Below are 26,369 nucleotides of genomic sequence, written 5' to 3'. Positions count from 1 at the left end.
AAAAATATTATTCTAAAATTTGTAATGATTAACTCTAAAAAGCTTCCAGACAAGTACATAATTAAAAGAAACACCCTGAAAGTCTACGAAGGCACCAATACCAACTTCAACGACTCAGGATTGAAATCAGGAACGACTTATAACTATACATTCGAAGCTTGGTCAAAAGGTAAATTACTTGATACAGCAACTCACAGTGCAACAACTTCAGCAATCCTAATCCAACAAATCGGGATAAACTCCTCAGTACAGTCAGACAAAAAAATGCTTATTAGTTGGATCAATCAGTATATAGTTTAAAACCAGATCAATATAAAATATGTTGTTCTTAAAACTACCGAGCCTCCTTCATCATCTACAACTCAGACTATAACTATTTCAGACCTGCAGCCAGGAATTTACACCTTAAAAATTGAGGGCTGGTACCAAGATAAGCTTACCAGCCAAGGCAGCACATCGGTTACCATTCCTAAGCCCGAACCGGTTGTCCTTTCACAAATTAAAGTAAAGGTCATCAATGCCAAGTCTGTTGCCATCTCTTGGGGAAATCAGACCAAAGATAACCCGCCTGACCACCATAGGATTTCTGTCAATAATGTACTAAAAGCAACTCAAGCACCTTCTAGCTTAGCAACTCAGACAGCCACCATCACAGACCTGCAGCCTGGTGTTTACACGATTAAAATCGAAGGATGGTAGAAAGATGAGCTTACAAGTCAGGGCAGCACAACGGTTACAATTCCTAAACCTGAACCCGCGGTGATTTCGCCAATTGAAGTGACTGTCGATCAGGATCTTATCTCAAGAATTGATTATTCAAAAACGAACCTGGAAGCTAATCAATATAAAATTATCTGAATGGAAAAGAAGTTAGTAATGAAAATTGGAAATATTATTCCTTCAACACGGATCGCCTTTTGCCGAATCAAAACTACAACGTCACCGTAGAAGCCTGTTACAATGGAAACCTGATTGCCCGAGGCAGCACTGGCTTTACCACTCCGTATATGGGCGGATACGATGATGCAAACTTTGAAACAAGGGAAATGTTTGTCACATCTATTAATGACAAATCACTTACTGTAGACCGAATGGTCATTACCAGGACAGCTGTAATCGTAGAAAATCGTGAACTATATGAAGACACATCCACAGCTAAAGTTGTTCATGACGGAGCACCTATTGAGACATATACAGGAACTGAATTCAAGGAAGGAAACCGAAAATACATCTACCATGTAGTCAATTATCAAAACGGTTCTATGGTAGGCAAGGTAATATTTCAGTTTCGAACTATTTATATTATTAATAAAAAGGGATGAACTTTAGAGGACTCTTCAGTTCCTTTTAATTCAATCAAGGTAGAAATTTAAAAAATTTTTACCGTCTCAGGTTATGCATTTTCCGATGATAAATCTGCAATATAACTTCTAGCTTAAATCTAATATGTTCTTTTACACCATTTAAACAACATCCTCTGGAAATAAGTACAGTTGCTTATGATACACAAGACCCCACTTGCCTCAATGGAAAGTTTTTATAAATCTCAAAAGAGAATAACAATCCTCGCTTTAAACAAAATAATGAGTGGCTGTGTCCAATTTTTTTGAGGAGGAGATTCGATTGATGATTCAGAATCAGCAGGGGCAAATGCACCAAAATATGCATACAGGGACTGTGCCGCAGCAGTTGAACCATGGCGGCCATGAAATGTTTGATGTACATGAAGTGTTAAATGGGTCAATTGGGACCTTGAATCAGTATTTGATGCTGCGTCCGCATGTAAAGGATCCGGAGTTGCTTGATATTTTAGACCGTCAATATCAATTCATTCAGGATGAATATAATATAACATTGCAGTGCTTCCAATCCGGGCAGGACCCGTCAAAGCCGACGCAAAGCTATAAAATGAAGCAGGGGAATGACTTTGTTTATGGTTTAACGCCGACCCAGCCGAAAAAGCCGATGCAAAACATGACGGAAATATCCGATGAGTTTATTTCAGGCTGTATGCTGACAGCGTGCAAATCCGGTGCCACACATAAGACAATGGCTGCGTGTGAAACGACAAATCCAGTTGTCCGCCGCGTGCTTGCGGACTCTGTTCCAAACTGCATTGAAATGGCTTATGAGCTGTCTATTTACCAAAATAAAAATCATTACTACCAGGTGCCGCAGCTTGCTCAGCAGGATATGACGCAAATTGTTAATTCCTTTGCACCTGCTCAAGGGATGCCGCAAACGCAAAACATGAATTTGAACATGAACGCTAATATGAATATGGGCATGAACAACAACATGAATTTGAAGCATTAAACATAAAAACTGGAGACTGTCTTAAAGGGGGGTTAGACCCTAATAAGACAGCCTCCAGCTCGTTTATTTCTCCCCTAAATACTCAATGGCCAGTGCCATAAAATAACGTATCGATTCGATGAACTTGTCAATTTCCACATATTCATCTGGCTGATGGGCAAGCTTCGGGTGCCCCGGGCCAAAGATGAAAGTTGGAATCTGCAAATGAGGCTGATAAACAGATGCATCTGTATAATAATTGACACCGGTCGGACTCAAGTCCAAGTTTAACTCTTTCTTACCAGTTCGGATCGCCATTTGGACAAATTCATCGGATTCCTTTGTACTAACCGATTCCATTCTATTAATTATTTTAATCTGATAAGACGCCTTTGATTTTTCAGTGATTCCCTTTAGCATATCTTCAATATCTTTTAAAATCCGGTCAATATCCTGTCCCGGAACTGTTCGAATATCCAGCGTCACGCTGCATTGGTCCGGCACGACATTTGTTTTGACGCCGCCTTCAATGGTGCCGATATTTAAGGTTGGATGCCCCAGGATTGGATGCGGAGTATAAGAAAACTCATACTTAAGAAGAGCATTGATAAAATCGTTCATGGCTAAAATTGCGTTAACGCCCTGATCCGGCATGGAGCCATGAGCAGTTTTTCCATATGTAGTAATCTCTAGCCACAAGCAACCTTTATGGGCATTATAGATTTCATTTTCGCTCGGTTCCGAGATGACCATGGCTGTAGCCTTGTCAATCTGGCCCTTTTGGACAACCGTCTTGGCACCATAGCCGTCGACTTCTTCTCCTGCAGTTCCAACAAACTGCAGCTTACCCTTTAGTTTCACACCGGCCCGAGATAAATACTCCATCGCCAGGATCATCGCGGCAACTCCAGCTTTCATGTCAGTAGTTCCGCGGCCATACATTTTGTTGCCGACGATTTCCCCGGAAAAAGGAGCATGCTGCCATTCCACTTTACCGGTTGGGACGGTGTCAAAATGACCGCTGTAAACTAAATACCTCTCGTCAGTTTTTCTGTCTGGATAAGTAACAAACAAGTTGGCCCGGTTATTGCCTAGGTCATCCAGCTCCACTTGAAGCTTGGATGAAGCTAAAAACGTTTCAATAGCCTCAGCGACCCTTTTTTCATTGCCGTCAGGATTCACACTGTTAACTTGGATAAGAGATTGCAAAAATTGGAACGATTCTTCTACATTTACCATCTCATATATCGAATGCAGTTTCTGCATTTTCTTCCCCACCTTGATATTATTATTTGGTTGAACGTTCACTGAGCCAGTCATCCAAAATTCCGGCAAATTTACCGGACATCGCTAAGTTCACATGGCCGCCTTCTATACGTAAAAACGTTTTATCTTCACTTGAAACCAAATCCATAATTGGCTTGCTTTGCTCTTCTGGAATCAGGTTGTCACTTTTCATGCTGACGGCCAATAGATTCGCCTTAATATTTTTTAAATCTGCTTTTTTGCCGTGAATGGTAAATTCGCCTTTAACCAACTTATTTCCTTTAAACAAGTCTTCGTTTAACTGCTTAAACGCTCCGCCGGTTAACGGGACGTGCCCCTTTGTCCATGTGTTCATCCGATGCCATTTTTCCGTAAACCTTTGATCATGCGCCCGTGATAAAAGGAGCGTATAAGGGGTGTTGTAGACCGGTGAAGTGATCGACCTGAACATGGCCTCCACATAAACAGGCGGTACTAATCCATACACTTCGATAAAGCGGTCGAGATTCATGTTCCCTTCAAGCATCGCTTCCGCCCAGTTTTCCGGAAGGGAGGCCGCCACACTAAAATCAATCGGAACAGCAGCCGTCACCAAATTTTTGATTGGCTCCTCTGCTATGGAGGCATACATCGCTGCCAGCGTGCCGCCTAGACAATAACCGACCACCGATATTTCCTCCGCGCCGGAATGCCTTAAAGACCGCTGAACCCCTTTTTTGATATAGCTGGCTACATAATCTTCAATTGAGATATTTTTATCCTCATAGCCTGCGATGCCCCAGTCTAATAGATAGACATCATACCCCCTGTTTACCAGTCCTTCGAGGACACTCGAGCCCGGGGCAAAATCAAGAATAGTCGGCTGATTGAACAGAGAATACACAATAAAAATTGGAACGTCATATTTTTTTGTTTGTGCCGGATAGTGCCATAAGGTGGCTTTATTCTTTTTCCAAACTAATTGTCTGGACGTATGACCGAATCGAAAATCACCACTGTTAAGAGTTTTGAAAAATCTTTCCCAGCGCTTCTGTTCTTTTTCAAGAATAGATGACTCATTATTTGCTGTATTTGTTGGCACGATTTGTCCCCCTTGCTTCAAATAGCGGGAACGAAGATGCTTAGAAAGACTTCGTTCCCTATTTTCTAAAAATTAAATTACTGATTTCTCATTTTTTACTACCGCAAGCTGATGAATCTGCTTCTCTTTCAAAATAATCGCACACACAGCCGCCAACGCTGCCGTCAGAGCAAAGAAAATGAAGACTCCGCTGAAATCCTGGGACCCATTCGCGCCTACTTTTACTAAATAGCCAGCAACCAGTGGCGAAACAAACGATCCCAATTGGCCGATACCATTTGCTAATCCAGTTGCACTTCCGACGATTTCTTTTGGATAGCGCTTAGGCAAGTAAGCATAGATGGAACCGAAGTTTAAGTTAACAAAGAAACCAGTAAGTAAAAGGAGCGTCAGTAACATACCTGTATTCCCTTTTTCAACAGCACCAAGCATCCATAGAACTGGAATACAGCCGATATAGGCAATCAAGGCCACAGGCTTCATACGATGAAGAACTTTATCCATCAGCCAGCCGCCAAGCATCATCGCGAAGAAGGCCACAATGTAAGGAGCAGATGCGAAAAAGCCCATTTCTTTAATATTTAATCCATGCTGGGTAACCAAGAAAGACGTCAGCCAAGTGGATGAACCCCAATAGACAGCCAGCTGGCAAAATAAGCACAACGTATACACATAAAAATTGCTATCCTTTAAGAAAACTCCATATTGCTTTCTTTTTTCTTCTTTTGTAAGAGTGGCAGAAACTGCTCCATCTTCAATATCTTCGTCCTTGCTCAATCTTCCTTTTTCAATCATTTCTTTTGGAGAATCCGCTACAAAACGCCATAATAAAAAGATTCCAAGTGCACCAGGGATGGCCAGAACATAGAATACCGGACGCCAGTCTCCTGCGAAAAAGTAAACCGAAATGCTGGTAACGATAACCGGAACAATAGCAGGTGCAACAGCCCAAGAGGTAGCAAAAAACGACACCGCTCTTCCTCTTTCCTTAAATGGGAACCAGTTATTGATGGCGCGGATGGCCGGTGCGAAATGATGTCCTTCCCCTAGTCCCAAACCGATGCGGAGGGCTAAAAACTGCGCGAAGTTTTTCACCATGCCGGTTACGGCTGTAACGGCTGTGAACACGGTAATCGCAATATACATAACCTTTTTGGCACCAATTTTATCAGCAAGAAAACCTGCGCTGATTTGGGCGGCAGCGTAGGCGAAGAAAAACACGGAAGCAAGCTGGCCAACCTCGACCGGTGTCAGATTTAAATCCTTCTGGATAAACGGAAGGAAGGTTAGAACGGCCATCCGGTCAAAATAGTTAATAATGTAGACTAACCAAAGAATGACAAGAACGACATAACGATATTTCCAAGCTTTTTTTGCCATAGTGGACAATGGAATCAAATCCTTTCGAATGTAAAATTAGCTTTGCAGGTTCTTCAACGCATTTTTTAAAACCTTCCCCGCAGGGTTGCGAGGCAGCTCGGAAACAAATTCTACTAGTTTCGGAATCTTGTAATTTGCCAATCTTTCAGCTACAAAATCTCTTATTTCCTGTGGGTCAATAACCGCCTGGTCTTTCGGTACAATGACCGCTTTGACCACTTCTCCAAAAATGGCATCAGGAACGCCGACTACGGCAGCTTCGTGCACCTTTGGGTGATTATAAAGGACATTTTCGACCTCGATGGAAAAGATTTTTTCACCACCGCGGTTAATCAAATCCTTTTTTCGGTCGACTATATAAACAAAGCCGTCCTCATCCATTTTGGCCAGGTCGCCGGAGCGCCAAAATCCATCGACAAACGAGGATTGATTGGCAGTTTCATTGTCCCAATATCCCTCTACAACCATCGGCCCCTTAATTAATAGTTCCCCGACTTCTCCCGGTGAACATGGCTCATCCTGATCATTTACGACCTTTAACTCGCCAACCGGCACCGGCAAGCCGACCGATTGAAATTTCGCTTCGTTATATGACTGCGGCATAAGCGTTGCCGGAGAAGATGTTTCCGTTGCCCCGTATGCATTTTGCAAATAGGCGTTTGGAAAATATTTTTTCAATTTATAAATGGTTTCTGTCGACATCGGCGCGCCGCCGTATGCGATACAGTTTACATTTGTGTAGCTGTATAATGAGAAATCCGGATGGGCCATCATCATGACATAAATGGTCGGTACATTAAATAAGAATGTTACCTGTTCTTCGGCTGCCAGGCGGATGAATTCTTCCGTCTTAAATCTCCTTATAATTACGGACGTGCCGCCCACTCGTACCATATGAAAAAGCTGGCCAATTAATCCGGTCACATGAAATAGCGGAACCGCAATCAGTGTCTTCGCCTTGTGCGTCGTTTTAAAGACAGTTTCATAATTGGTGGAACTGTGAATGGCACCTAAATGGCTTCCGACCGCTCCCTTTGGCAACCCGGTAGTTCCAGATGTATACATAATAAATAGTGGGTCATCCTCTGAAACAGGAACCTCGGAGACAGACGCAGGCTGCTCAAGGATTTCAAAAGGTAAATAGTCTTTCCGTTTAGGAGTTTTATTTCCTATTAAAAAGAAATTTTGAATCGTTTCAATAGAATTGCTGTCTCTCATGCTTTCAACTGTTTCCAAAAATTCATCATCGACAAACAAGAGCTTGCTGCCTGATTGCTTCAGCATATAGGAAAGCTCGTTTTCTTTTAAACGGGTATTTAACGGTACAAAAATGGCACCCAATTTAGCGCAGGCAAATACCAGCAAACTGAATTCAATACTGTTCCCAAGTAGCAGGGCAATTCGGTCGCCTTTTTTCACACATAAGGAACTTTGTAAATTGCCGGCAATTTCTAGCGCTTTATCGTACGTTTCTTTGTAGGTTAATCGTACTCCGTTCATGACCAGCGCCTCGTGATCAGGGTACTTCCGGGATGCTTCCTCCAACATTGCAAAAAGATTCCGGGGCCGGTTCTCAAATACTTTAAGTTCTCGGTTAAAATGGGTTTCTTTTACGATCTTCATGCAGTAAACCTCCTTTAACGTGCCGTCCAACCGCCGTCGACGTGGAGCACTTGGCCTGTCACATATTTTGATGTATCAGATGCCAAGAACACGACTGGACCAACAAGGTCTGATATTTCCCCAAATCTTTTGATCATCGTAGAGTTGACGATCTTTTCGACCCGCTCAGGATCGGAAAGCCAATCCTGCGTCATCGGCGTCATAATATAGCCAGGGCCAATCGCGTTGACAGTAATGTTATTTGGTGCCAATTCCTCAGCCCAGATTTTTGTTAATTGATTAATACCGCCTTTACTGGCAGCATAGGAAGTTTGAAACGACATTCCCACGCTTCCAAAAATGGAGGAGATGTTAATGATTTTCCCGTAGTTTTGTTTGATCATCTGCTTGGCACATGCCTGCCCTACCAGAAAAATCCCTTTTAAATTGACCCCCAATACTCGGTCCCAATCGCTTTCTTCCACTTCGACCAACGGCTTGCGGATATTCATGCCGGCATTGTTAACCAAGATATCAAGCGAGCCAAAGCGCTCGACTGTTTTCTGGACAAGCTTTTCTACCTGCTCCTTTTTTGTCACATCAGCTTGAATATAAGCGGCATTCATGCCCTCTTCCTTTAATTGTTGTACGGCCGTTTCTCCTTCATCGGCCCCCCGGCTGGTAATGACAAGAGTTGCCCCATAACGGCCCAAAGCTTGTGCCATACCTAAGCCAATTCCTTTACTTCCTCCGGTTACAAGGGCCACTTTTCCACTAAGCTCAAAAGTTGGAAAATCCATCAATTTTCATCACCTTCCGTCAAATTTATTTTTTTAATGACAATCCATATTTTTATATTGCAATTATCGTGCCAATTTTTGAATAAATAGAAAATTTAATATTTAGATATTAATCGACAAATTCTTATAAAATTTTTTGTCAAACAATGTTGAAAAGAACAGAAAAAAGCCGACAAATAAACGTCGGCTCTAAAATAAGGATATTAGGGTTTGATTCCTTTTTTCATCAAAGATTTTATATACCTAACTTTTGCATCTTTTTTACTAGCGCAGACTGACTAATTCCTAATTCCATCGCAGCACGCCTGGTTGTCCTGGATTCCTCCATTTGTTCTTTTATGACCTTCCGCTCCACATTGGCCAAAATTTCCTTTAACTTTCCCTTTTCTGTTGTTGTTTTTTCCAAACCTCTGAGTAAATTTGGCGGCAAATCTTTAATCTGGATTTCGTCATGATCGGAGGTAATCACTAGTCTTTCCACCAAGTTTTCCAATTCTCTGATATTCCCTGGCCAATGGTATTTTTCAAAGAAATTCAGAATTTCAGGATGAAATCGTTTATTCAGCTTGCTTTTTTTATTCGTTTTATTTAAAAAATAGAACGCAAGCGGCACAATGTCGGCTTTCCTTTCCCTTAATGGCGGAATCCGGATAGGAACGATGTTTAGCCGGTAATAAAGGTCCCTTCTGAAATCATTTTTATCGACCATTTCCTCCAGATTCATATGCGTCGCGGAGATAACCCTTACATCAATTTTAATACTTTTCCGGCCGCCGACTCGCATGATTTCAAACTCCTGAAGCACCCTTAATAATTTCACCTGAAGATCAACTGGCATATCACCAATCTCATCCAAAAAGATGGTACCCCCATTTGCCAGCTCAAACAACCCCGGTTTTCCATGGCTGTCCGCACCGGTAAACGCCCCTTTTTCATAGCCAAATAGTTCGGATTCAAGCAGGTGTTTAGGAATGGCACCGCAATTGACTTTAATTAATGGCTTATCGGCCCGGTCGCTTTCGTTATGCAAATAATTGACAATAACCTCTTTTCCTACTCCAGACTCCCCCAAGACCAGCACACCGGAATCTACCTTGGCCACTTTTCTTGCCAGATGAAAAACCTTCATGATTTCCTGGCTTTGTGCGACTATCCCATCAACATGCATCTGGATTAATTCCCGTTTTTTGAAATCTTCAATTTCACTTAAATATTTTTCTGTTAATTTTCTAGATTGATAGAGTGCGTTTTTCATTTGATTTAAATCTGATATGTCCCTAACATTCGTGACAACAAACGCTATGTCACCGCCCGGGTCAAAAATTGGACTCCCGGTTACCAGCAGTTCCTTGCCTCTTACTGTTTGAATGATTGTGACCGGTCTTTTTTCTTCTAATACTTTTAATGTGACCGATTCAGAAACAATCCCTTCTTTCACCACAGTCTCCATGCTTTTTCCAAGCAGTTCGTGACTTTTCACACCGGTTATTTTGGAGTAAGCCCGGTTTACCATCACTCCGACACCGTTTTTATCCGCAACATAGACTCCATCGTAGCTTCCATGAAAAATCGACACCAAAATAGTTTCGATATCCGACTTTTCCACTCCATTCATCCGCATGGCTTCCGATAAAAAGAAGTTCTCATTTTCCACTGGCGCTCACCCCTAAAGATTGTTGATGAAAAATCGAATCAACTTTTCTGTTTGATTCCTTTTATAATCAAACATTCTCCAAATATTTGAAATTCCCTCTTTTTTAATACAAAAAATCCGGTTTTATTCAACCGGATAGGCATAAATGATATATCGTTTCGGCGCATTGCCGACAAAATGGAACGGGTAGCAGGTGGACAGGACCAATTCCTCCTTGCCCGCCTTTCTAATGATGGTCCGATCATTTTTATCGACAATTTTCGAAGAAGCCATTTTGTATTTAAAAGTGCCATAAGGGAATTCAAGGATAAATTTTTCAGATATAAAAAAGACCAGCATTTCTGCTGATCTTGTATCCACCTATGTATGGTGGAGACGGCGGGACGTGCGTTTCCATGCTTTCGTCATGGCACTGACTATATCTTGAACCTGTTTGTTGTTTACAGGTCCTCTGGCGTTTTATGCGAAATGTAGATTTACCCTTTTTTGGGGTATGAGATTTCGCATCTTAGTACTACCAATGGATTGTTTGGCAGCCTATAAGTCGATACACGGCTGTTGGATTGCTCCACATACCGCTCGGCATTGCCTTATCGCTTTTTCAAGCAACTTAGGTTTCACCGATAAAGCCAGATTTTCACTTATGTGTTACCACATAAGGCGACTAATTACTAATCGAACCCGCGTCCAAAGATATTGGCACTTAAGCTTCTACGAGTGTAGTCGACATATTCGCGCTTCGCTGATCCATCTGCCTATCGACAGGCGTCCGGTCAGCTAGCCTGGTTGTTCTCTTCCTTTGTCCTCAGGCGGTGGACTCCGGCGTAGCCTACTAAGAGTGAGTCCGCTACCCTACCACATAGGCGATGGAGGGGCGAACAGCTATGCAGTTATTAAGCTGCGAAAGCTAAGTTGTTGTTAGTTTTGCCAGTTATGGCTTTGACGTTTTAACGAGGCCGATCCCCTCGACTCGCAACCTAAGCTCAAACTACCCCTGTCGAATCCGTAGCGTCCCCATTATAAAAAGTTGCTTTTATGAAGCAAGACGTTAGGAAAATGGCAAGCTCTTGAGCCAAGTTGTTTGCCGCTCATCTCAGCGACAAATTTATTATAACACATTTAGAGGATTTTTCAATTGTAAGTATTTGTAAGATATATCAAATTGCCTTTTTTACATCTTCTGACGATCGCGGAAGGCGCGCTCGATTTCACGTTTTGCTTCTTTTTGCTTCAAAGACTCACGCTTATCGTAGTTCTTTTTACCTTTTGCAAGTCCAAGCAGCACCTTGCAAAAACCATTTTTCAAATAAAGCTTTAATGGAATTAAAGAATACCCTGCTTCTCTAGTATCCCCAAAAAGCTTTAAAATTTCACGCTTATGAAGCAGTAGCTTTCGTTCTCGTTCCGGGTCATGATTGTAGCGGTTTCCTTGCTCATATGGGCTGATATGCACTCCGATAAGGGTGATTTCTCCATTATGAATTCGCGCGTAGGAGTCTTTTAGGTTCACTTTGCCGGCACGGATGGACTTAATCTCCGTTCCCTGCAAGACGATTCCAGCCTCGTATGTTTCCTCGATAAAATAGTCATGATAAGCCTTTTTATTCTGGGCAACGACTTTTCCTTCACCTTTTGGCATAATTTTCACCTCGTTTACGTGTTAATTTTAACAGAACAGGTGAGTCTATACAATTAGAAAAGAAGGTGAAAGGGATGAGGCGGTGGATGAAGGACATTTTCAGCCTCGCACTTCTGCTTTTTGTCCTTCATCCGCCTTATGAAGGACATTTTACGACTTCCACCTCTGCACTTTGTCCTTCATCCGCTTTATGAAGGACATTTTACGACTTCTACCTCTGCACTTTGTCCTTCATCCGCTTATGAAGGACATTTTACGACTTCCACCCCTGCATTTTGTCCTTCACCTGCAACATGAAGGACATTTTCTAGCTCGTACAACTAAGTCCTGGTCTTCATACTCAATTAAAGTTAATAAAGAGAGCCCAAAAAAGGCTCTCTCCCTAATATTTCTTTTTCTTCCGCTTCGTGCTTTTATTTTTCGGAACGTTCTCATAAAATTTGCGTTTCTTTCTCGACTTTCCGCCTCCCTGACCGCCACCAGCATCGGACTTGCCGTCACCTTGTTTGCCTCCACGGCCGCCCTGCTGCCCGCGCTCACCCTGCTTATTCCGGCGTGGCTTGGACTCATTGCTGCCCGTCTTAAAGACCTTCGGCACTGTAGAACGCTCACGCCGTGGCGTGCCCTTCATACCAACGATTTCAAAATCAATCGAGCGCTCCTCTTTATTGACCTTAACGACCCGAACGGTAATCTCATCACCGATACGGAACACATTCCCGGTTCGCTCGCCAATCATCGCATAATGGCGCTCGTCAAAACGGTAATAATCGTCGGTCATGTAGCTGACATGGACAAGTCCTTCAATCGTGTTCGGCAGCTCGACAAACATTCCGAAGTTCGTGACGGAGCTGATGATTCCATCGTACTCTTCGCCAATCTTGTCTTCCATATATTCAGCTTTCTTCAATTCATCGGTTTCGCGCTCCGCATCAACGGCACGGCGCTCCATTTTTGAAGAATGCATTGCAATATCTGGAAGCTCGGCATTCCATTTTGCCCTTGTGGCCTCATCCAGTTTTCCTTCAATAACATAGGTTCGGATTAACCGGTGCACAATCGTATCCGGATAACGGCGGATTGGCGAGGTGAAATGGGTATAAAACTGGGCTGATAACCCGAAGTGGCCAAGATTTTCCGGATCATATTTTGCCTGCTGCATAGAGCGGAGCATGACCGTGGAAATGACCATTTCCTCAGGCTTGCCCTGAACCTCTTCAATGATTTCCTGCAGGGCCCTAGGGTGGACGTTGTTTGCCGTCCCCTTCACGATATAACCAAAGTTAGTGATAAACTCGAAAAACTTGCGCAGCTTATCTTCCTTCGGATCTTCGTGGATACGGTAAATGAATGGGACATCCATCCAGTGGAAATGCTCGGCAACAGTTTCGTTGGCCGCCAGCATGAATTCCTCAATTAGGCGTTCCGCTACTGAACGTTCGCGCAAGACCACATCGCTTGGTTTTCCTTCCTCATCAACCAATACTTTTGATTCTTTAAAATCAAAGTCTATTGCGCCCCGCTTCATTCGTTTAGCCCGAAGAATCGAAGCAAGCTCCTCCATCAATTCGAACATTGGCACCAGCGCCTCGTAGCGCGCCCGGGTTTCCTCGTCCTTATCAACGAGAATCCGGTTTACATCGTAATACGTCATCCGCTCAGTCGTTTTAATCACGCTTTGGAAAATTTCATTAGAGACGACATGGCCTTCCTCGTTGATTTCCATTTCACAGGACAGAACAAGACGGTCCACCTTCGGGTTCAGGGAACAGATTCCGTTCGACAAACGATGCGGAATCATCGGAATTACACGGTCTACTAAATATACACTTGTAGCCCGGTCTGATGCTTCGACATCAATCGGCGTTCCTTCTTTTACATAATAGCTTACATCTGCAATATGGACGCCGAGCTTGTAATTACCATTCTCAAGTCTTGTGACAGTAACGGCGTCATCGAGGTCCTTCGCATCCGCACCATCAATCGTCACAATGGTTTCGCCACGAAGGTCACGGCGATTCACCAGCTCACTTTCATCGATTGTGTCTGGTGTCTCATTAGCCTGCTGCAGAACTTCATCCGGAAACGCCATCGATAACCCGTGCTTATGTATGACAGACAAAATATCCACACCAGGGTCATTTTTATGGCCAAGGATGGTAATTACTTCGCCCTCAGCACTTTTTCTCCCCTCAGGATAGGAGGTAAGCTTTACGACTACCTTATGTCCTTCGACCGCACCCTTGGATGCCTCTTTTGGGATAAAAATATCACTAGCAAATTTCTTGTCATCCGGTACGACGAAACCAAAGCTTTTGCTTTCAACATACGTACCGACAATTTGCTGTATTCCCCGTTCGATAATCCGGATAATGCTTCCCTCACGGCGCTGGCCCGAGCTTTCAGAGGAAATTCTAACTAGCACGGTATCCCCATGCATGGCATTATTCGTTTCTGTCGGCGGAATAAAAATATCATCCATCCCTGGCTCTTCGGGAATAACAAACGCAAATCCCTTTGCATGCCCCGTCAACTTGCCACGGATTAGATTCATTTTTTGAGGAAGACCATAGCGGTTCGCCCGGGTTCTTACAACAAGACCCTTTTCCTCCATTTGCACAAGTGCTTTGACAAATTCCTTAAAATCAGCAGAATCCGAAATACCCAACGCGGATTCCAGCTCCTGAACTGTTAACGGCTTGTATGCCTCGTCCTTCATATATTGCAAAAGCCTGTCGACGTGCTTTTTAATATTTTCTTCCATATTAATCCCTCCTTTAAAAAGGTTTTTAACGTTATACGAGCCAATCTAGTTTTTCTAAAAAGGCGTACACATCTTCATGCAATTGTTCCTTCTCTTTGTCCAGCGTAATGACGTGGCCGGATTCTTCGTACCATTTGATTTCCTTCTTTACTGATTCAATATTTTCGAAAATAATATTGGCGCTCTCGGTGTTGATCATGTTGTCGTGGCGGGCCTGAACCACAAATGTTGGGGCATAAATCATATCGACATTGTCGCGTACATCGGCAATCAATTCCTGGAGAGCCTTAAGCGTCCCCATTGGTGTCTTTTTAAATTCATCCATTTCCAATTCGATTTGCTCGTCTGATTTTCCTTCCCGCTTTTTAAATTCACGGGCATATTCTAGAACTCCTTCGTACATAACTTGTTCACTTTTGATATACATCGGGGCACACATGGTGACAATTCCCTTTACAGGTACAGTGTATCCCAATTTCAACGAAAATACGCCGCCAAGGGATAAACCGGCAACCGCAATTTCATCGTAGCCTTTATTTTTCAAATATTCATACCCGTTCAATACGTCCTGCCACCAATCCTCTGGACCAGTGTGAACCAGTTCTTCTGGGGGTACTCCGTGGCCCTTATAATGCGGCGCATGGCAGGTGTAGCCCTTTTTTTCTAGAAAACGGCCCAGCATCCGAACATCTGAAGAATTGCCGGTAAATCCGTGCAGCAGCAAAACAGCCCGCTTCCCTCCCTCAAACAAAAATGGCTTCGGTAACGTAATCCTCATACATACTACTCCTTCACTAACACAAAATATCGCTATTCCTTAGTTTAATCAAAGAAGAAGTGAACATTCTACCAAAATGCTTGAATAGTGCCGCGCGGGACATTGTCCTGCCCAGATGGACACACCACTGAAGCTCTCGCTCAAAATGCAGAAAACCCGGCAAGAGGCCGGGTTTTTGTTTACTTATATTAGATTTTGAAGTAGGTAACGGCTAAGGTGAGCAAGAAGAATAGAACTGATAGGACGACTGTGATACGGTGAAGGATCAAGTCGATTCCACGTGCTTTTTGCTTACCGAATAACTGTTCAGCACCACCGGAAATGGCACCGGATAAACCAGCGCTTTTACCTGATTGAAGTAAGACAACAACGATAAGTGCAATACTTACGATCACTAATAATGTAACTAAAAATGCATGCATGAAGGCCACCTCCTGTAGACGTACAATACACAGTATATTAAATTTACCATAATTAAGCCTTTTTAACAATACAACTTTCTGTGACAGGTTTTGGATTGGAGGACTGACTGAAAAAAATCATTGTTTTACCTTAATATTGAAATTGGCCTCAATATACTTTTTCTCCTCATCCAGTGATAATACTCCAGTCGCTTTTCCTATCGTTCCACCTTGAAGATTCCAAATAGCATTGTGGTCGGTATCAATCCTAGAAAACTCTCCTTTTTCCCAGCGATTTAAGATAGCGATGTAAAGGGAAGCATTTTCATATTTAGCAGGGTGGGCATTAACTATTTCCAGCAATCGTTCCACCCGTTCCTTTGTTAATGGGATTGCTCCCCACTTTTTATTGGCGATCACCTTTTGGTGAGACATTTTGTGAATAGCATCCATGATTGCCGTTTCGGACATATCCATTGGGAACTCCACTGCAATTTGGCTGACGTCAGCATCCTCAATTTGGATGACGGTTTCCCCACTCTTTGCTTTTTGCTCCTTCATGGTGACATCCGCTTTTTGAAAAGGCAAAGATCCGTTGAAAAGATAGTATCCAGCAGCAAGAACAGCAACAATTATAAGCACCCACTGTATCTTCGATAACCTTTTCAGAATTTTTTTCATTCCCATCTTCCCCAGTCTATCTGTTTTAAACAATGTTGTTTTCTAAGTATTATTATACAAAGGCAAGTTCATTCCCTGCTTTTCATTCCAATTTTTTTCATAAATGGATGCTACGACAGTAAACTGGTTTTATCCGACAGTGACGAAATGCTATCCGACAGTTGGAGCGATTTATCCGACAGTAACCATACGTTATCCGCCAGTAAAAGCGACTTATCCGACAGTCACCCCCGAAACATAATAAAAGGACCTCCAGCCTAGTACGGCAGGAGGTCCTAATTTTATTAAAAATTACTTCTTCAAGTTATAGAAAGACTTGATTCCGTTATATTGTGCAGTTTCACCTAATTGATCTTCAATGCGAAGCAATTGGTTGTATTTCGCAACGCGGTCTGTACGAGATGGTGCACCAGTCTTGATTTGACCAGCGTTTGTAGCAACAGCGATGTCAGCAATTGTTGCATCTTCTGTTTCACCAGAACGGTGAGAGATAACGGCAGTGTAGCCTGCGCGCTTAGCCATTTCGATTGCATCAAATGTTTCAGTTAATGTACCGATTTGGTTTACTTTGATTAGGATAGAATTGGCAATGCCTCTTTCAATTCCTTCTGCAAGCTTCTTAGTGTTTGTAACGAATAGGTCGTCACCGACTAATTGAACTTTGCCGCCGATGCGCTCAGTTAATAGCTTGTGGCCTTCCCAGTCGTTTTCATCAAGACCGTCTTCGATAGAGATGATTGGGTATTTAGAAACAAGCTCTTCGTACCATGCAACCATTTCTTCAGAAGTCTTGACTTTGCCTTCGCCTTCAAGATGGTATTTGCCGTCTTCTTTGCTGTAAAGTTCAGAAGAAGCAACGTCCATAGCAAGCATAACTTCTTCGCCAGGCTTGTAGCCAGCTTTTTCGATTGCTTCAATGATAGTTTGCAGTGCTTCCTCGTTAGAGCCTAGGTTTGGTGCAAAGCCGCCTTCGTCACCAACAGCAGTGTTTAAGCCTTTGCCTTTTAAAACAGACTTTAAGCTGTGGAAAATTTCCGCGCCCATGCGAAGAGCTTCTTTGAAGCTAGGAGCACCGACAGGCATAACCATGAATTCCTGAATGTCTACGTTGTTATCAGCATGCGCGCCGCCGTTTACGATGTTCATCATTGGCACTGGAAGCTGCTTGGAGTTGAAGCCGCCAAGGTATTGGTATAAAGGAACATCCAGGTAGTTTGCTGCAGCATGAGCCACTGCCATAGATACGCCAAGAATCGCGTTAGCACCTAATTTGCCCTTGTTTTCAGTTCCGTCTAACTCGATAAGAGCCTTATCGACAGAAACCTGATCAAGCACGCTGTAGCCTTCTTCTACTAGCATTGGCGCGATAATGTCGTTTACGTTGTCAACTGCTTTTTGAACACCTTTGCCAAGGTAACGGCTCTTGTCACCGTCACGAAGTTCAACTGCTTCGTATTCACCAGTGGAAGCACCACTTGGTACTAATGCACGGCCGAATGCGCCTGATTCTGTGAAAACTTCTACTTCAACTGTTGGGTTACCGCGGGAATCCAATACTTCACGAGCATAAACATCAATAATATATGGCATTTTTAATTCTCTCCTTTGAAAAATTAATTTTATCAATTAAGTTTTGTTCAATTTAAGGTGAAAAATTACACCCTATTAGCGAATTTTCGGGTTCTATTAGCGGATTTCTTTATTCTATTAGCGAATTCAGAAGTCCTATTAGCGAATTTCACAGTTCTATTAGCGAATCGATAAAGCAGCTTACTTAATCAACGACTTTCCTGTCATTTCCGCCGGTTGCTTCACATTTAGAAGATCAAGAATAGTTGGCGCTAAATCTCCAAGGATACCGCCGTCACGCACCTCAACACCCTGCTTTGTGACAATAACCGGCACGGGGTTAGTGGTGTGTGCTGTCATTGGATTGCCTTCAAGAGTCACTACTTCATCAGCGTTTCCGTGGTCGGCAGTAATAATCGCTGTACCGCCTTTTGCAAGAATTGCATCAATAATTTTTCCTAAGCACTCATCCACTGCCTCGATTGCTTTAACGGTTGGCTCGAGCTTACCTGAGTGGCCGACCATATCAGGGTTAGCAAAGTTTAAGAGAATCGCATCGAACTTGTCCGCTTCGATTTCCTTCAATAAAGCGTCAGTAACTTCGTAGGCGCTCATTTCCGGCTGCAGGTCATAAGTCGGTACCTTTGGTGAGTTGATTAAAATCCGCTCCTCGCCAGGGAACTTATCCTCGCGTCCGCCGCTCATAAAGAACGTCACATGCGGATATTTTTCCGTCTCGGCAATGCGCAGCTGTTTCAAATTATTTTGAGACAGTACTTCACCTAACGTGTTGTCCAAGTTCGTCGGCTTAAAGGCCACGTAGCCGTCGACCGACTCGCTGAAATGTGTTAAACAAACAAAGTGTAAATGTTGCGGATGCTTCGGTCCGCGGTCAAACGAACGGAAGTCTTCGTTTGTAAATGTATTCGAAATCTGGATGGCCCGGTCCGGACGGAAGTTATAAAAAATAACTGCATCGTTGTCCTGGATGGTTGCAACAGGCTGTCCGTCTTCCTTGACGATGACCGATGGAAGAACGAATTCATCATAGATTCCGTGAGAATAAGAATCCTCTACAACCTCTTGTGGGCTCTTGTAAGAAGGTCCTTCTCCATACACCATTGCCCGGTATGATTTTTCAACCCGCTCCCAGCGCTTGTCACGGTCCATGGAGTAATAACGTCCGGAAATGGTGGCGAATTCACCGATACCAATCTCCTTCATTTTTTCCATAGTCTCTTTAATATATGTTGGCGCTGTTTGTGGGCCGACGTCACGGCCGTCAAGGAATGCGTGAATATATACTTTTTCCACGCCTTCTTCCTTGGCCAATTTTAAAAGGGCAAACATATGATTAATATGGCTGTGCACACCGCCGTCTGACAGAAGGCCAAACAGATGCAAAGCTGTGCCATTTTTCTTCGCATGCTCCATTGCGCCAAGGAAGGTTTCATTTTTTTCAAATTCTCCTTCACGGATGGCGATGTTCACACGAGTTAAGCTTTGGTAAACAATCCGACCAGCACCAATATTTAGGTGACCTACTTCCGAGTTACCCATCTGCCCCTCCGGTAAACCGACTGCTTCACCGCTCGCAGTTAAATGGTTATGCGGGTAAGTTTCCCAATAGCGGTCAAAATTTGGCTTTTTCGCATGGTAGACCGCATTACCTTTATGCTCATCCCGGCAGCCGAAGCCGTCAAGAATGATGAGGGCAACAGGAGCTTTACTCATATTTACCACCCTCTAGTAATTGCAAAAATGATTGCGGTTCAAGACTAGCGCCGCCAACAAGGGCACCGTCGATGTCAGGCTGTCCCATGTATTCTTTAATGTTTTCTGGTTTCACGCTGCCACCATACTGAATACGGATAGCCGCTGCCACATCTTCGGAAAATTGCTTAGCAACAACTTGGCGGATGTGCGCGCACACTTCGTTTGCATCTGCAGCAGTCGAAGATTTACCTGTTCCGATTGCCCAAATTGGTTCGTAAGCAATGACCGTTACTTTTACTTGGTCCTCCGTTAAGCCTGTAAGAGCTTTTTCAATCTGAGAGCCAACAAGGTTCATAGTCTCGCCGTTTTCACGCTGCTCTAATGTTTCACCGCAGCAAACAATAGGAGTTAAATTATGTTGGAATGCAGAAAGAACCTTTTTATTAACGGATTCATCAGTTTCATTAAACATTTCACGGCGCTCAGAGTGGCCGATAATGACATATTGAACGCCTAAGTCAGCAAGTGCTACAGGGCTGATTTCGCCTGTAAAAGCACCCTTTTCTTCGAAATGCACATTTTGAGCACCAATTTTCACTTCGCTGCCTTTGACCGTTTCCACAAGGCTTTGTAAAAATAACGCAGGTGCGCAAATGACAGAATCCATCTTGTCAGCAGCAGGCACGAGGCCTTTCACTTCTTCCGCAAAGCTTTTCGCTTCGGAAAGTGTTTTGTGCATTTTCCAGTTACCTGCAATAATTGGTTTACGCATGCTGGAACATCCCTTTCTTTGGTTAAAAAAATTGAAATGTAGATATCAGTCCAAAATTTGTAGATATCTGCCTAAAATTTGTAGATATATTTTAAAAATTGTAGATAACGGTTCAATCTTTGTAGATATCCACCTGAAATTTGTAGATAAAAATTATTTATCGTTCAACGCCACTACACCTGGAAGTGCTTTTCCTTCCATAAACTCCAATGAAGCGCCGCCGCCTGTGGAGATGTGGCTCATTTTATCAGCAAGGCCGAATTTTTCAACTGCCGCTGCGGAATCGCCGCCGCCAATAACGGAATACGCACCTTCAGCATCTGCCAAAGCCTGTGCAACGGCCTTCGTACCGCCAGCAAACTTATCGATTTCAAACACACCCATTGGCCCGTTCCAAATGACAAGCTTGGATTTTTGAATGACATCGCGGTAAATTTCTGCTGTTTTTGGTCCGATATCTAATGCTTCCCAATCAGCAGGAATCTCTTCGATCGCAACCACTTTTGTATTGGCATCTGCTGAGAAATCGTCAGCAACTATCGCATCAACCGGCATATAGAAGTTAACACCCTTCGCCTTTGCTTTTTCCATAAAGGATTTAGCTAAGTCAATTTTGTCTTCTTCAAGCAGCGATTTACCGATTTCATGGCCCTGTGCCTTAACGAACGTATAAGCAAGGCCGCCGCCGATAATCAAGTTGTCAACTAATTCTAGTAGATTTTCAATAACACCAATTTTGTCCTTTACCTTTGCCCCGCCAATAATCGCTGTGAATGGACGTTCCGGATTTGACAATGCCTTGCCAAGAACATCAAGCTCTTTTTGCATTAAGAAGCCTGATACTGCTGGCAAATGGTGTGCGATTCCTTCTGTGGAAGCATGAGCACGGTGTGCAGCACCAAATGCATCATTTACATAAACATCGGCAAGCTCTGCAAATGACTTCGCAAGTTCTGCATCATTCTTTTCTTCACCAGGGTAGAAACGAACATTTTCAAGCAATAAAACTTCGCCTTCAGTCATGGTGTCGATTAACGCTTTAACAGAATCCCCGTAGCCTTCATCTGCCTTCTTCACTTCTTTTCCAAGAAGTTCAGACAGGCGAACCGCCACTGGAGTTAGTCGCATTTCTTCAACCACTTTGCCCTTTGGTCTGCCTAAATGGCTCGCCAGAATTACTTTTGCACCCTGCTCGATTAAATATTGAATCGTTGGCAGTGCCGCACGAATTCGCGTTTCGTCGGTAATTTTTCCATCCTGCATCGGAACGTTGAAATCCACCCGGCAAAACACGCGTTTACCCTTCACATCAACATCTTTTACTGACTTTTTGTTCATCGAAAAAGGACCTCCTTATGTATGGCTTTTGAAAAAATCCCTGTAAACACAGTAAAAAAGGAGAGGGGCTCCCATCACCCACTCCCCTTGGAATACCATTAATCATTATAAATAGTTTGCGGTAAAAATTCCATTCCTATCCAACGGGATTGGAGAAAAAGAATTAAAGTCCTTTTTTAGCGATGTAATCAACAAGGTCAACAACGCGGTTAGAGTAACCAACTTCGTTATCGTACCAAGATAATACTTTTACCATGTTTCCTTCAAGAACCATTGTTGATAAACCATCAACAGTAGAAGAAACTGTAGCACCGTTGTAATCGCTAGAAACTAATGGAAGATCGCTGTATGCAAGAATACCTTTTAATGGACCTTCAGCAGCTTCTTTAAGAGCTGAGTTGATCTCGTCAACAGTTACATCTTTTTCTAATTCAGCAACTAAGTCAACGATCGAAACGTTTGGAGTTGGTACACGCATAGCCATACCGTTTAATTTACCTTTAAGTTCAGGTAAAACAAGTGCAACTGCTTTTGCAGCACCAGTTGAAGTTGGGATCATGTTTTCAGCTGCTGCACGTGCACGACGGTAGTCCTTATGTGGTAAGTCAAGGATTTGCTGGTCGTTAGTATAAGAGTGAACAGTTGTCATCATACCGCGTTTGATTCCGAAAGTATCATTTAATACTTTAGCAAATGGAGCTAAGCAGTTTGTGGTACAAGAAGCGTTTGAAAGTACATGGTGGTTAGCTGCATCGTATTTGTCTTCGTTAACACCCATAACGATTGTGATATCTTCGTTAGTTGCTGGAGCAGAAATGATAACTTTCTTAGCGCCTGCTTCAAGGTGTTTTGCTGCATCTTCGCGCTTTGTGAAACGGCCAGTAGATTCTACTACTACGTCTACACCAAGGTCGCCCCAGCCTAATTGTGCAGGGTCGCGCTCAGCTAGAACCTTCACTTTGTGGCCGCCAACTACTAGGTATTCACCATCAACAGTTACATCTTCTGCAAGTGTTCCGTGAACAGTGTCATATTTTAAAAGGTGAGCAAGCATATTTGCATCTGTTAAGTCATTGATTGCTACGATTTCCACTTCGCTATTGTTTAATGCCGCACGGAATACGTTACGACCGATACGTCCAAAACCATTAATACCAACTTTTACTGTCATGTTAATTTCCTCCTTTAAATGGGCAGGGATATATTTTTAAAAAGGAATAATCCTTTTCATTAACGATTACTGGTTTAATAAATTGTTTGCGGCTCCTTCATCCGTAATAAATATCGTGGATGGTGGTGCCTGCTTCATATAAGCCCTGATTGCTTTCGCCTTTGACGTTCCGCCAGCGACTGCAATCACATTTTGAATCTTTTCCAAATCCTCTAGCTGAAGCCCAATGGTGACCACTTTGTGGACAATCTCGCCAGCCTCGCTAAAATAATAACCGAAAGCCTCGCCGGCAGCTTTACCATTTCCCAGCTTTTCCAATATATCAGGGTTCGTCTTGCGCCGTTCGGCCATTGTCATAGCATCCCCAATTCCATGGAGAACCATGTTGGCGGAGCGGATTAATTCCAAAACTTCGTGGATGCCGGGTTCCTTAATCAAGGAGTCATAAATTTCCGTGCTGACCTGATCGGGAACATAAAAGACGCGGTGTCTAGAATGGGTGTTTTGCGCCATATTGGAGCAAATCGTGTTGGCTTGATTTTGAACATCCTCGCCAACCCCGCCTCGTGCAGGTACAAACAGCAATTCCTTGCCTGAGGCTTCAGGTGAGAGCCATTCCGCTACGGCAGCCATCGTTGAGCCGCCTGTAACAGCGATGATATTTTCTCCTTGAAAAAGCTTTTTCATGCAGGCTGCAGACGCCTTGCCAAGCTCGCTTTTGACCATCGGAGATTCGTCGCTGTCTCCTGGAACAATGATGACTTTTTTAATACCAAGCTGATGCTTTAGTTCCAGTTCCATGACGTCGATACCCTTCAACTCACGCATAAACCCGTTTAAATCCTCAAGCAAATTTTTTCCCTCAAGTGTTAAACTCATTCCTACATTGTTTGTATAAATAAGATTTTGCTCTTTGAGGAATTCTACTTCACTACGAAGGATTCTTTCGGTTAGTCCAAGGCTTGTGGCTAAACTCCTCCTGCCTACAGGCTGCATCATCCCTATGTATCTTAAGATGGAATGACGTTTTTGCAGGACTGGAAGGAAATCGGGCAATAATCTTTTTGTCATATCGATGAATGACTGCATGTTTTCCATACTCCTTTATTATATGCAGTTGGTCAAAAAATGTCCACCATAGACATATTATGTCCCACAACCACCAAAAAAAAATCACCCTTACTACGTTTTTTATTGTAGCAGGAGTGAAAATTTAATTCAACTAATTTAAACTTAGGATTTTTCTTGCAAACGATTACTTATTTCAAATTTGTTAACGAACCCGTAAGCAGCTTCTTCCCCATCTATGTTGACAACCGGGATCATCAGTCCGTAGCGCTCATGAAGCTCATCATCCTGCTCGATATCAATCTCCTCCAGAGAAAAATCATATTCCTCCTTCAGCTCGAGCAAGGTCGCTTTGGCTTTATCACATAGAGGGCAGCCGTTTCTTGTGTATAGGGTAATGGTTGTTTGCGGCATGGTTTGTATCCTTTCTACCTTTTATCCAGGGGGCAGCTTATCCCAAATGCCCCCGCTAGTTAAACCTCTTCCTCTTCGAAGAAGACGGGATACCAAGCTGGTCCCGGTATTTGGCAATCGTTCTTCTGGAGACGACGATTCCCTCCAAGACCTTTAATTGCTCCGCGATATCCTGATCAGAAAGCGGCTTTTCTTTGTTTTCTTTTTCAATTAGCTTGCTAATAGCATTCTTTACCTGTGTCGACGAGGTGGACTCTTCCTCAGATACGGTTTGGATCGTACTCGAGAAAAACGACTTCAGCGGAAACGTCCCAATCGGAGTTTGCACATATTTTTCCCGAACTGCCCGGCTGACAGTTGATTCATGAACATCCAACTCAGAGGCGATTTCCTTCATCGTCATCGGCGCCAAATATTGCGGACCCTTTTGGAAAAAAGCCGGCTGCTTTTCGACAATCTTGGTAACCACCCTTGTCAGCGTTTCCTTTCGCTGCTCAATGCTTTTTAAAATCCATTGATAATCCTGTACCTTCTCATGAAGAAATTTGCTGACCTGCTGATCCTGGTCCTTAAATTTATGAAAGTATTTATCATTAAAACTAATTTTCGGTATGGGGTCATCAAACATTCGGACGATTAGCCCTTCTTGTGTTTGTTCGATAATCACATCTGGAATGATGTAAGAGGCTGCCTCTATTCCTAGAAGCGCTCCCGGTTTCGGGTTCAAAAATTGGATCTCGTCAAAAACATCTTGGATCTCTTTTAATGAGACCTGAAGTTCCTTCGCAATTTGCTTCCATTTCTTTTCAGCAAACGGGACAAAATAGTCCGAAATAATCTTTTTGGCGAGCTCGTTATCAGGCAAAAGATAATCTACCTGGATATGCAGGCATTCCTGCAGGTTTCTCGCCCCAATTCCCGCCGGTTCAAGCGTCTGAAGAACGGCCAGACCGTCTTCAGCCAGCTCAAGCGGTATTCTTAATGTTGCGGCTACCTCGTGTAAGTCACCAGTAAAGTAACCGTTTTCATCTAAATTCTGAATAAGATAGCGAATTGCCTTTAACTCCGCCTCCGGGAGCTTTGTTATATTTAACTGTGAGATTAATTGTTCCTCAACCGAGTATGGCTTAGCGCCAATCTGCTCAATCCAATCCTTTTCCATTTTTTGATGTTTGCGCCGGTTCCGGTCAAGCAGCGGATTCATTGGTCGCTCATTGACATTTTCAATTTGTACTAGGGGATTTTCAAGTGCCTTATTTTCTAAAAATGCTGTCAATTCTTGCGCTGAATACTGCAATAAGGCAATCGCCTGGGACAGTTCCTGCGTCATGGTCAATTTGAGTGTTTGTTGTTGCCATAAACCTGCTTTAAAATTCATTCCTATCCCCCCTGCGTTCTATTTTACATGAAAGAGAAGAGTTCGTGAATGAAAATTAGTTTGTTTGGATGTAATTAGTCAGTTTGAACACCGTTATCCTGTCGCATGACCCCGCCAAATTTAATAAGAGTAAATTCTTGGCAAGATGATATTCCCTCCAATGGGTGTAATTCGTTTTTTTATCTTTTCTTTTGGTAAGTGAATATTTCTTTTGGATTTCCTTTTCACGACATTGTGATTTTTAAACACCAATCCGGGCATTTACACATATATATACGTGTGAAAAAAAATCAAAAGAGGTGTGGGACAATGCCGAAGCATCATGACAAGGATGGTGGCCAAAAGCGACCGCATAATGGTCCCGAAAGTAGTGGCAGTGGCAGCAGCAGCGGTAGCACCAGTAAGAAACATCCGTATAAAGGTATCTACGACAGCAGCGAAAGCAGTGACCAATACAGCAGCCGTGAAAGCAGTGACAGCTACGGCAGCAGCGAAAGCAGCGGCAGCAGTGAAAGCAGTGACAGCTACGGCAGCAGCGAAAGCAGCGGCAGCAGTGAAAGCAGCGACAGCTACGGCAGCAGTGAAAGCAGCGACAGCTACGG

24 protein-coding genes and 1 other RNA gene are annotated in these 26,369 nt (G+C 43.2%); 4 read left to right on the top strand and 21 right to left on the bottom strand.

Features of this window, described 5'->3' with window-relative positions; all coding sequences use genetic code 11:
• The 3 genes from KHB02_RS23235 to KHB02_RS23225 all read left to right on the top strand — a co-directional run.
• Positions 1-300, top strand: a 300-nt coding sequence (locus tag KHB02_RS23235) for a hypothetical protein (RefSeq protein WP_420848112.1), incomplete at its 5' end; no start/stop codon positions are given.
• Between the two features lie 617 nt (positions 301-917).
• The gene (locus tag KHB02_RS23230) at positions 918-1,322 is read left to right on the top strand and encodes a hypothetical protein (protein ID WP_213144261.1); all 405 of its coding nucleotides are present in this window, start codon (positions 918-920) and stop codon (positions 1,320-1,322) included.
• 304 nt (positions 1,323-1,626) lie between these two features.
• Entirely contained in the window at positions 1,627-2,316 is a 690-nt protein-coding gene (locus KHB02_RS23225; RefSeq protein ID WP_213144260.1) for a spore coat protein, read from the top strand.
• A 63-nt stretch (positions 2,317-2,379) separates the two neighbouring features.
• Here the strand turns inward: KHB02_RS23225 and KHB02_RS23220 are convergent, their stop codons facing one another.
• The 21 genes from KHB02_RS23220 to rpoN all read right to left on the bottom strand — a co-directional run bounded on the left by KHB02_RS23220 (position 2,380) and on the right by rpoN (position 25,767).
• Positions 2,380-3,561 (bottom strand): M20 family metallopeptidase, encoded by a 1,182-nt coding sequence (locus KHB02_RS23220; protein WP_213144259.1) that lies wholly within the window; start codon positions 3,559-3,561, stop codon positions 2,380-2,382.
• Positions 3,562-3,583: 22 nt separating this feature from the next.
• Positions 3,584-4,642 (bottom strand): alpha/beta fold hydrolase, encoded by a 1,059-nt coding sequence (locus KHB02_RS23215; protein ID WP_213144258.1) that lies wholly within the window; start codon positions 4,640-4,642, stop codon positions 3,584-3,586.
• 72 nt (positions 4,643-4,714) lie between these two features.
• On the bottom strand, positions 4,715-6,022 hold the full coding sequence (locus tag KHB02_RS23210; protein WP_241114036.1) for an MFS transporter: 1,308 nt from the start codon (positions 6,020-6,022) through the stop codon (positions 4,715-4,717).
• A gap of 36 nt (positions 6,023-6,058) precedes the next feature.
• Positions 6,059-7,645: a class I adenylate-forming enzyme family protein gene (locus tag KHB02_RS23205; protein ID WP_213144256.1), complete on the bottom strand. Its 1,587-nt coding sequence runs from the start codon at positions 7,643-7,645 to the stop codon at positions 6,059-6,061.
• 14 nt (positions 7,646-7,659) lie between these two features.
• Positions 7,660-8,424, bottom strand: a complete 765-nt coding sequence (locus tag KHB02_RS23200) for an SDR family NAD(P)-dependent oxidoreductase (RefSeq protein ID WP_213144255.1) — start codon at positions 8,422-8,424, stop codon at positions 7,660-7,662.
• A gap of 235 nt (positions 8,425-8,659) precedes the next feature.
• A complete protein-coding gene (locus tag KHB02_RS23195; RefSeq protein WP_241114035.1) occupies positions 8,660-10,078 on the bottom strand; it encodes a sigma-54 interaction domain-containing protein in 1,419 nt (472 codons plus the stop codon).
• Between the two features lie 123 nt (positions 10,079-10,201).
• A complete protein-coding gene (locus tag KHB02_RS23190) occupies positions 10,202-10,417 on the bottom strand; it encodes a sortase domain-containing protein (RefSeq protein WP_213144500.1) in 216 nt (71 codons plus the stop codon).
• A 333-nt stretch (positions 10,418-10,750) separates the two neighbouring features.
• Positions 10,751-11,086, bottom strand: a transfer-messenger RNA (tmRNA) gene (gene ssrA, locus KHB02_RS23185).
• A gap of 163 nt (positions 11,087-11,249) precedes the next feature.
• On the bottom strand, positions 11,250-11,717 hold the full coding sequence (gene smpB, locus KHB02_RS23180) for an SsrA-binding protein SmpB (protein WP_213144254.1): 468 nt from the start codon (positions 11,715-11,717) through the stop codon (positions 11,250-11,252).
• Positions 11,718-12,099: 382 nt separating this feature from the next.
• Positions 12,100-14,481: a ribonuclease R gene (rnr, locus tag KHB02_RS23175; protein ID WP_213144253.1), complete on the bottom strand. Its 2,382-nt coding sequence runs from the start codon at positions 14,479-14,481 to the stop codon at positions 12,100-12,102.
• Positions 14,482-14,512: 31 nt separating this feature from the next.
• Entirely contained in the window at positions 14,513-15,259 is a 747-nt protein-coding gene (locus KHB02_RS23170) for an alpha/beta hydrolase (protein WP_213144252.1), read from the bottom strand.
• 188 nt (positions 15,260-15,447) lie between these two features.
• On the bottom strand, positions 15,448-15,681 hold the full coding sequence (gene secG, locus KHB02_RS23165; protein ID WP_213144251.1) for a preprotein translocase subunit SecG: 234 nt from the start codon (positions 15,679-15,681) through the stop codon (positions 15,448-15,450).
• Positions 15,682-15,798: 117 nt separating this feature from the next.
• Positions 15,799-16,341 (bottom strand): DUF6241 domain-containing protein, encoded by a 543-nt coding sequence (locus KHB02_RS23160; protein ID WP_213144250.1) that lies wholly within the window; start codon positions 16,339-16,341, stop codon positions 15,799-15,801.
• A gap of 291 nt (positions 16,342-16,632) precedes the next feature.
• Positions 16,633-17,931 carry a phosphopyruvate hydratase gene (eno, locus tag KHB02_RS23155; RefSeq protein WP_213144249.1) on the bottom strand — a complete coding sequence of 433 codons (1,299 nt, stop codon included), beginning with the start codon at positions 17,929-17,931 and terminating at the stop codon, positions 16,633-16,635.
• A gap of 180 nt (positions 17,932-18,111) precedes the next feature.
• Entirely contained in the window at positions 18,112-19,644 is a 1,533-nt protein-coding gene (gene gpmI / locus KHB02_RS23150) for a 2,3-bisphosphoglycerate-independent phosphoglycerate mutase (RefSeq protein ID WP_213144248.1), read from the bottom strand.
• A complete protein-coding gene (tpiA, locus tag KHB02_RS23145; RefSeq protein ID WP_213144247.1) occupies positions 19,637-20,398 on the bottom strand; it encodes a triose-phosphate isomerase in 762 nt (253 codons plus the stop codon). Before tpiA ends, gpmI begins: the two co-directional genes overlap by 8 nt.
• Before the next feature lie 153 nt (positions 20,399-20,551).
• The gene (locus KHB02_RS23140; protein WP_213144246.1) at positions 20,552-21,736 is read right to left on the bottom strand and encodes a phosphoglycerate kinase; all 1,185 of its coding nucleotides are present in this window, start codon (positions 21,734-21,736) and stop codon (positions 20,552-20,554) included.
• A 163-nt stretch (positions 21,737-21,899) separates the two neighbouring features.
• Positions 21,900-22,907 (bottom strand): type I glyceraldehyde-3-phosphate dehydrogenase, encoded by a 1,008-nt coding sequence (gene gap / locus KHB02_RS23135; protein ID WP_213144245.1) that lies wholly within the window; start codon positions 22,905-22,907, stop codon positions 21,900-21,902.
• 66 nt (positions 22,908-22,973) lie between these two features.
• The gene (locus KHB02_RS23130; protein ID WP_213144499.1) at positions 22,974-23,996 is read right to left on the bottom strand and encodes a sugar-binding transcriptional regulator; all 1,023 of its coding nucleotides are present in this window, start codon (positions 23,994-23,996) and stop codon (positions 22,974-22,976) included.
• Positions 23,997-24,140: 144 nt separating this feature from the next.
• On the bottom strand, positions 24,141-24,389 hold the full coding sequence (locus tag KHB02_RS23125; RefSeq protein WP_213144244.1) for a glutaredoxin family protein: 249 nt from the start codon (positions 24,387-24,389) through the stop codon (positions 24,141-24,143).
• Between the two features lie 55 nt (positions 24,390-24,444).
• A complete protein-coding gene (gene rpoN / locus KHB02_RS23120) occupies positions 24,445-25,767 on the bottom strand; it encodes an RNA polymerase factor sigma-54 (protein ID WP_213144243.1) in 1,323 nt (440 codons plus the stop codon).
• Positions 25,768-26,068: 301 nt separating this feature from the next.
• Between rpoN and KHB02_RS23115 the strand changes: the two genes are divergently transcribed.
• Positions 26,069-26,369, top strand: a 301-nt coding sequence (locus KHB02_RS23115; protein WP_241114034.1) for a hypothetical protein, incomplete at its 3' end; no start/stop codon positions are given.

The sequence above is a fragment of the Neobacillus citreus genome (assembly GCF_018343545.2).
Taxonomy (GTDB): Bacteria; Bacillota; Bacilli; order Bacillales; family Cytobacillaceae; genus Neobacillus; species Neobacillus citreus.
The sequence above is the reverse complement of the archived record's forward strand: the minus strand, read 5'-3'. Positions and strand labels throughout refer to the sequence as shown.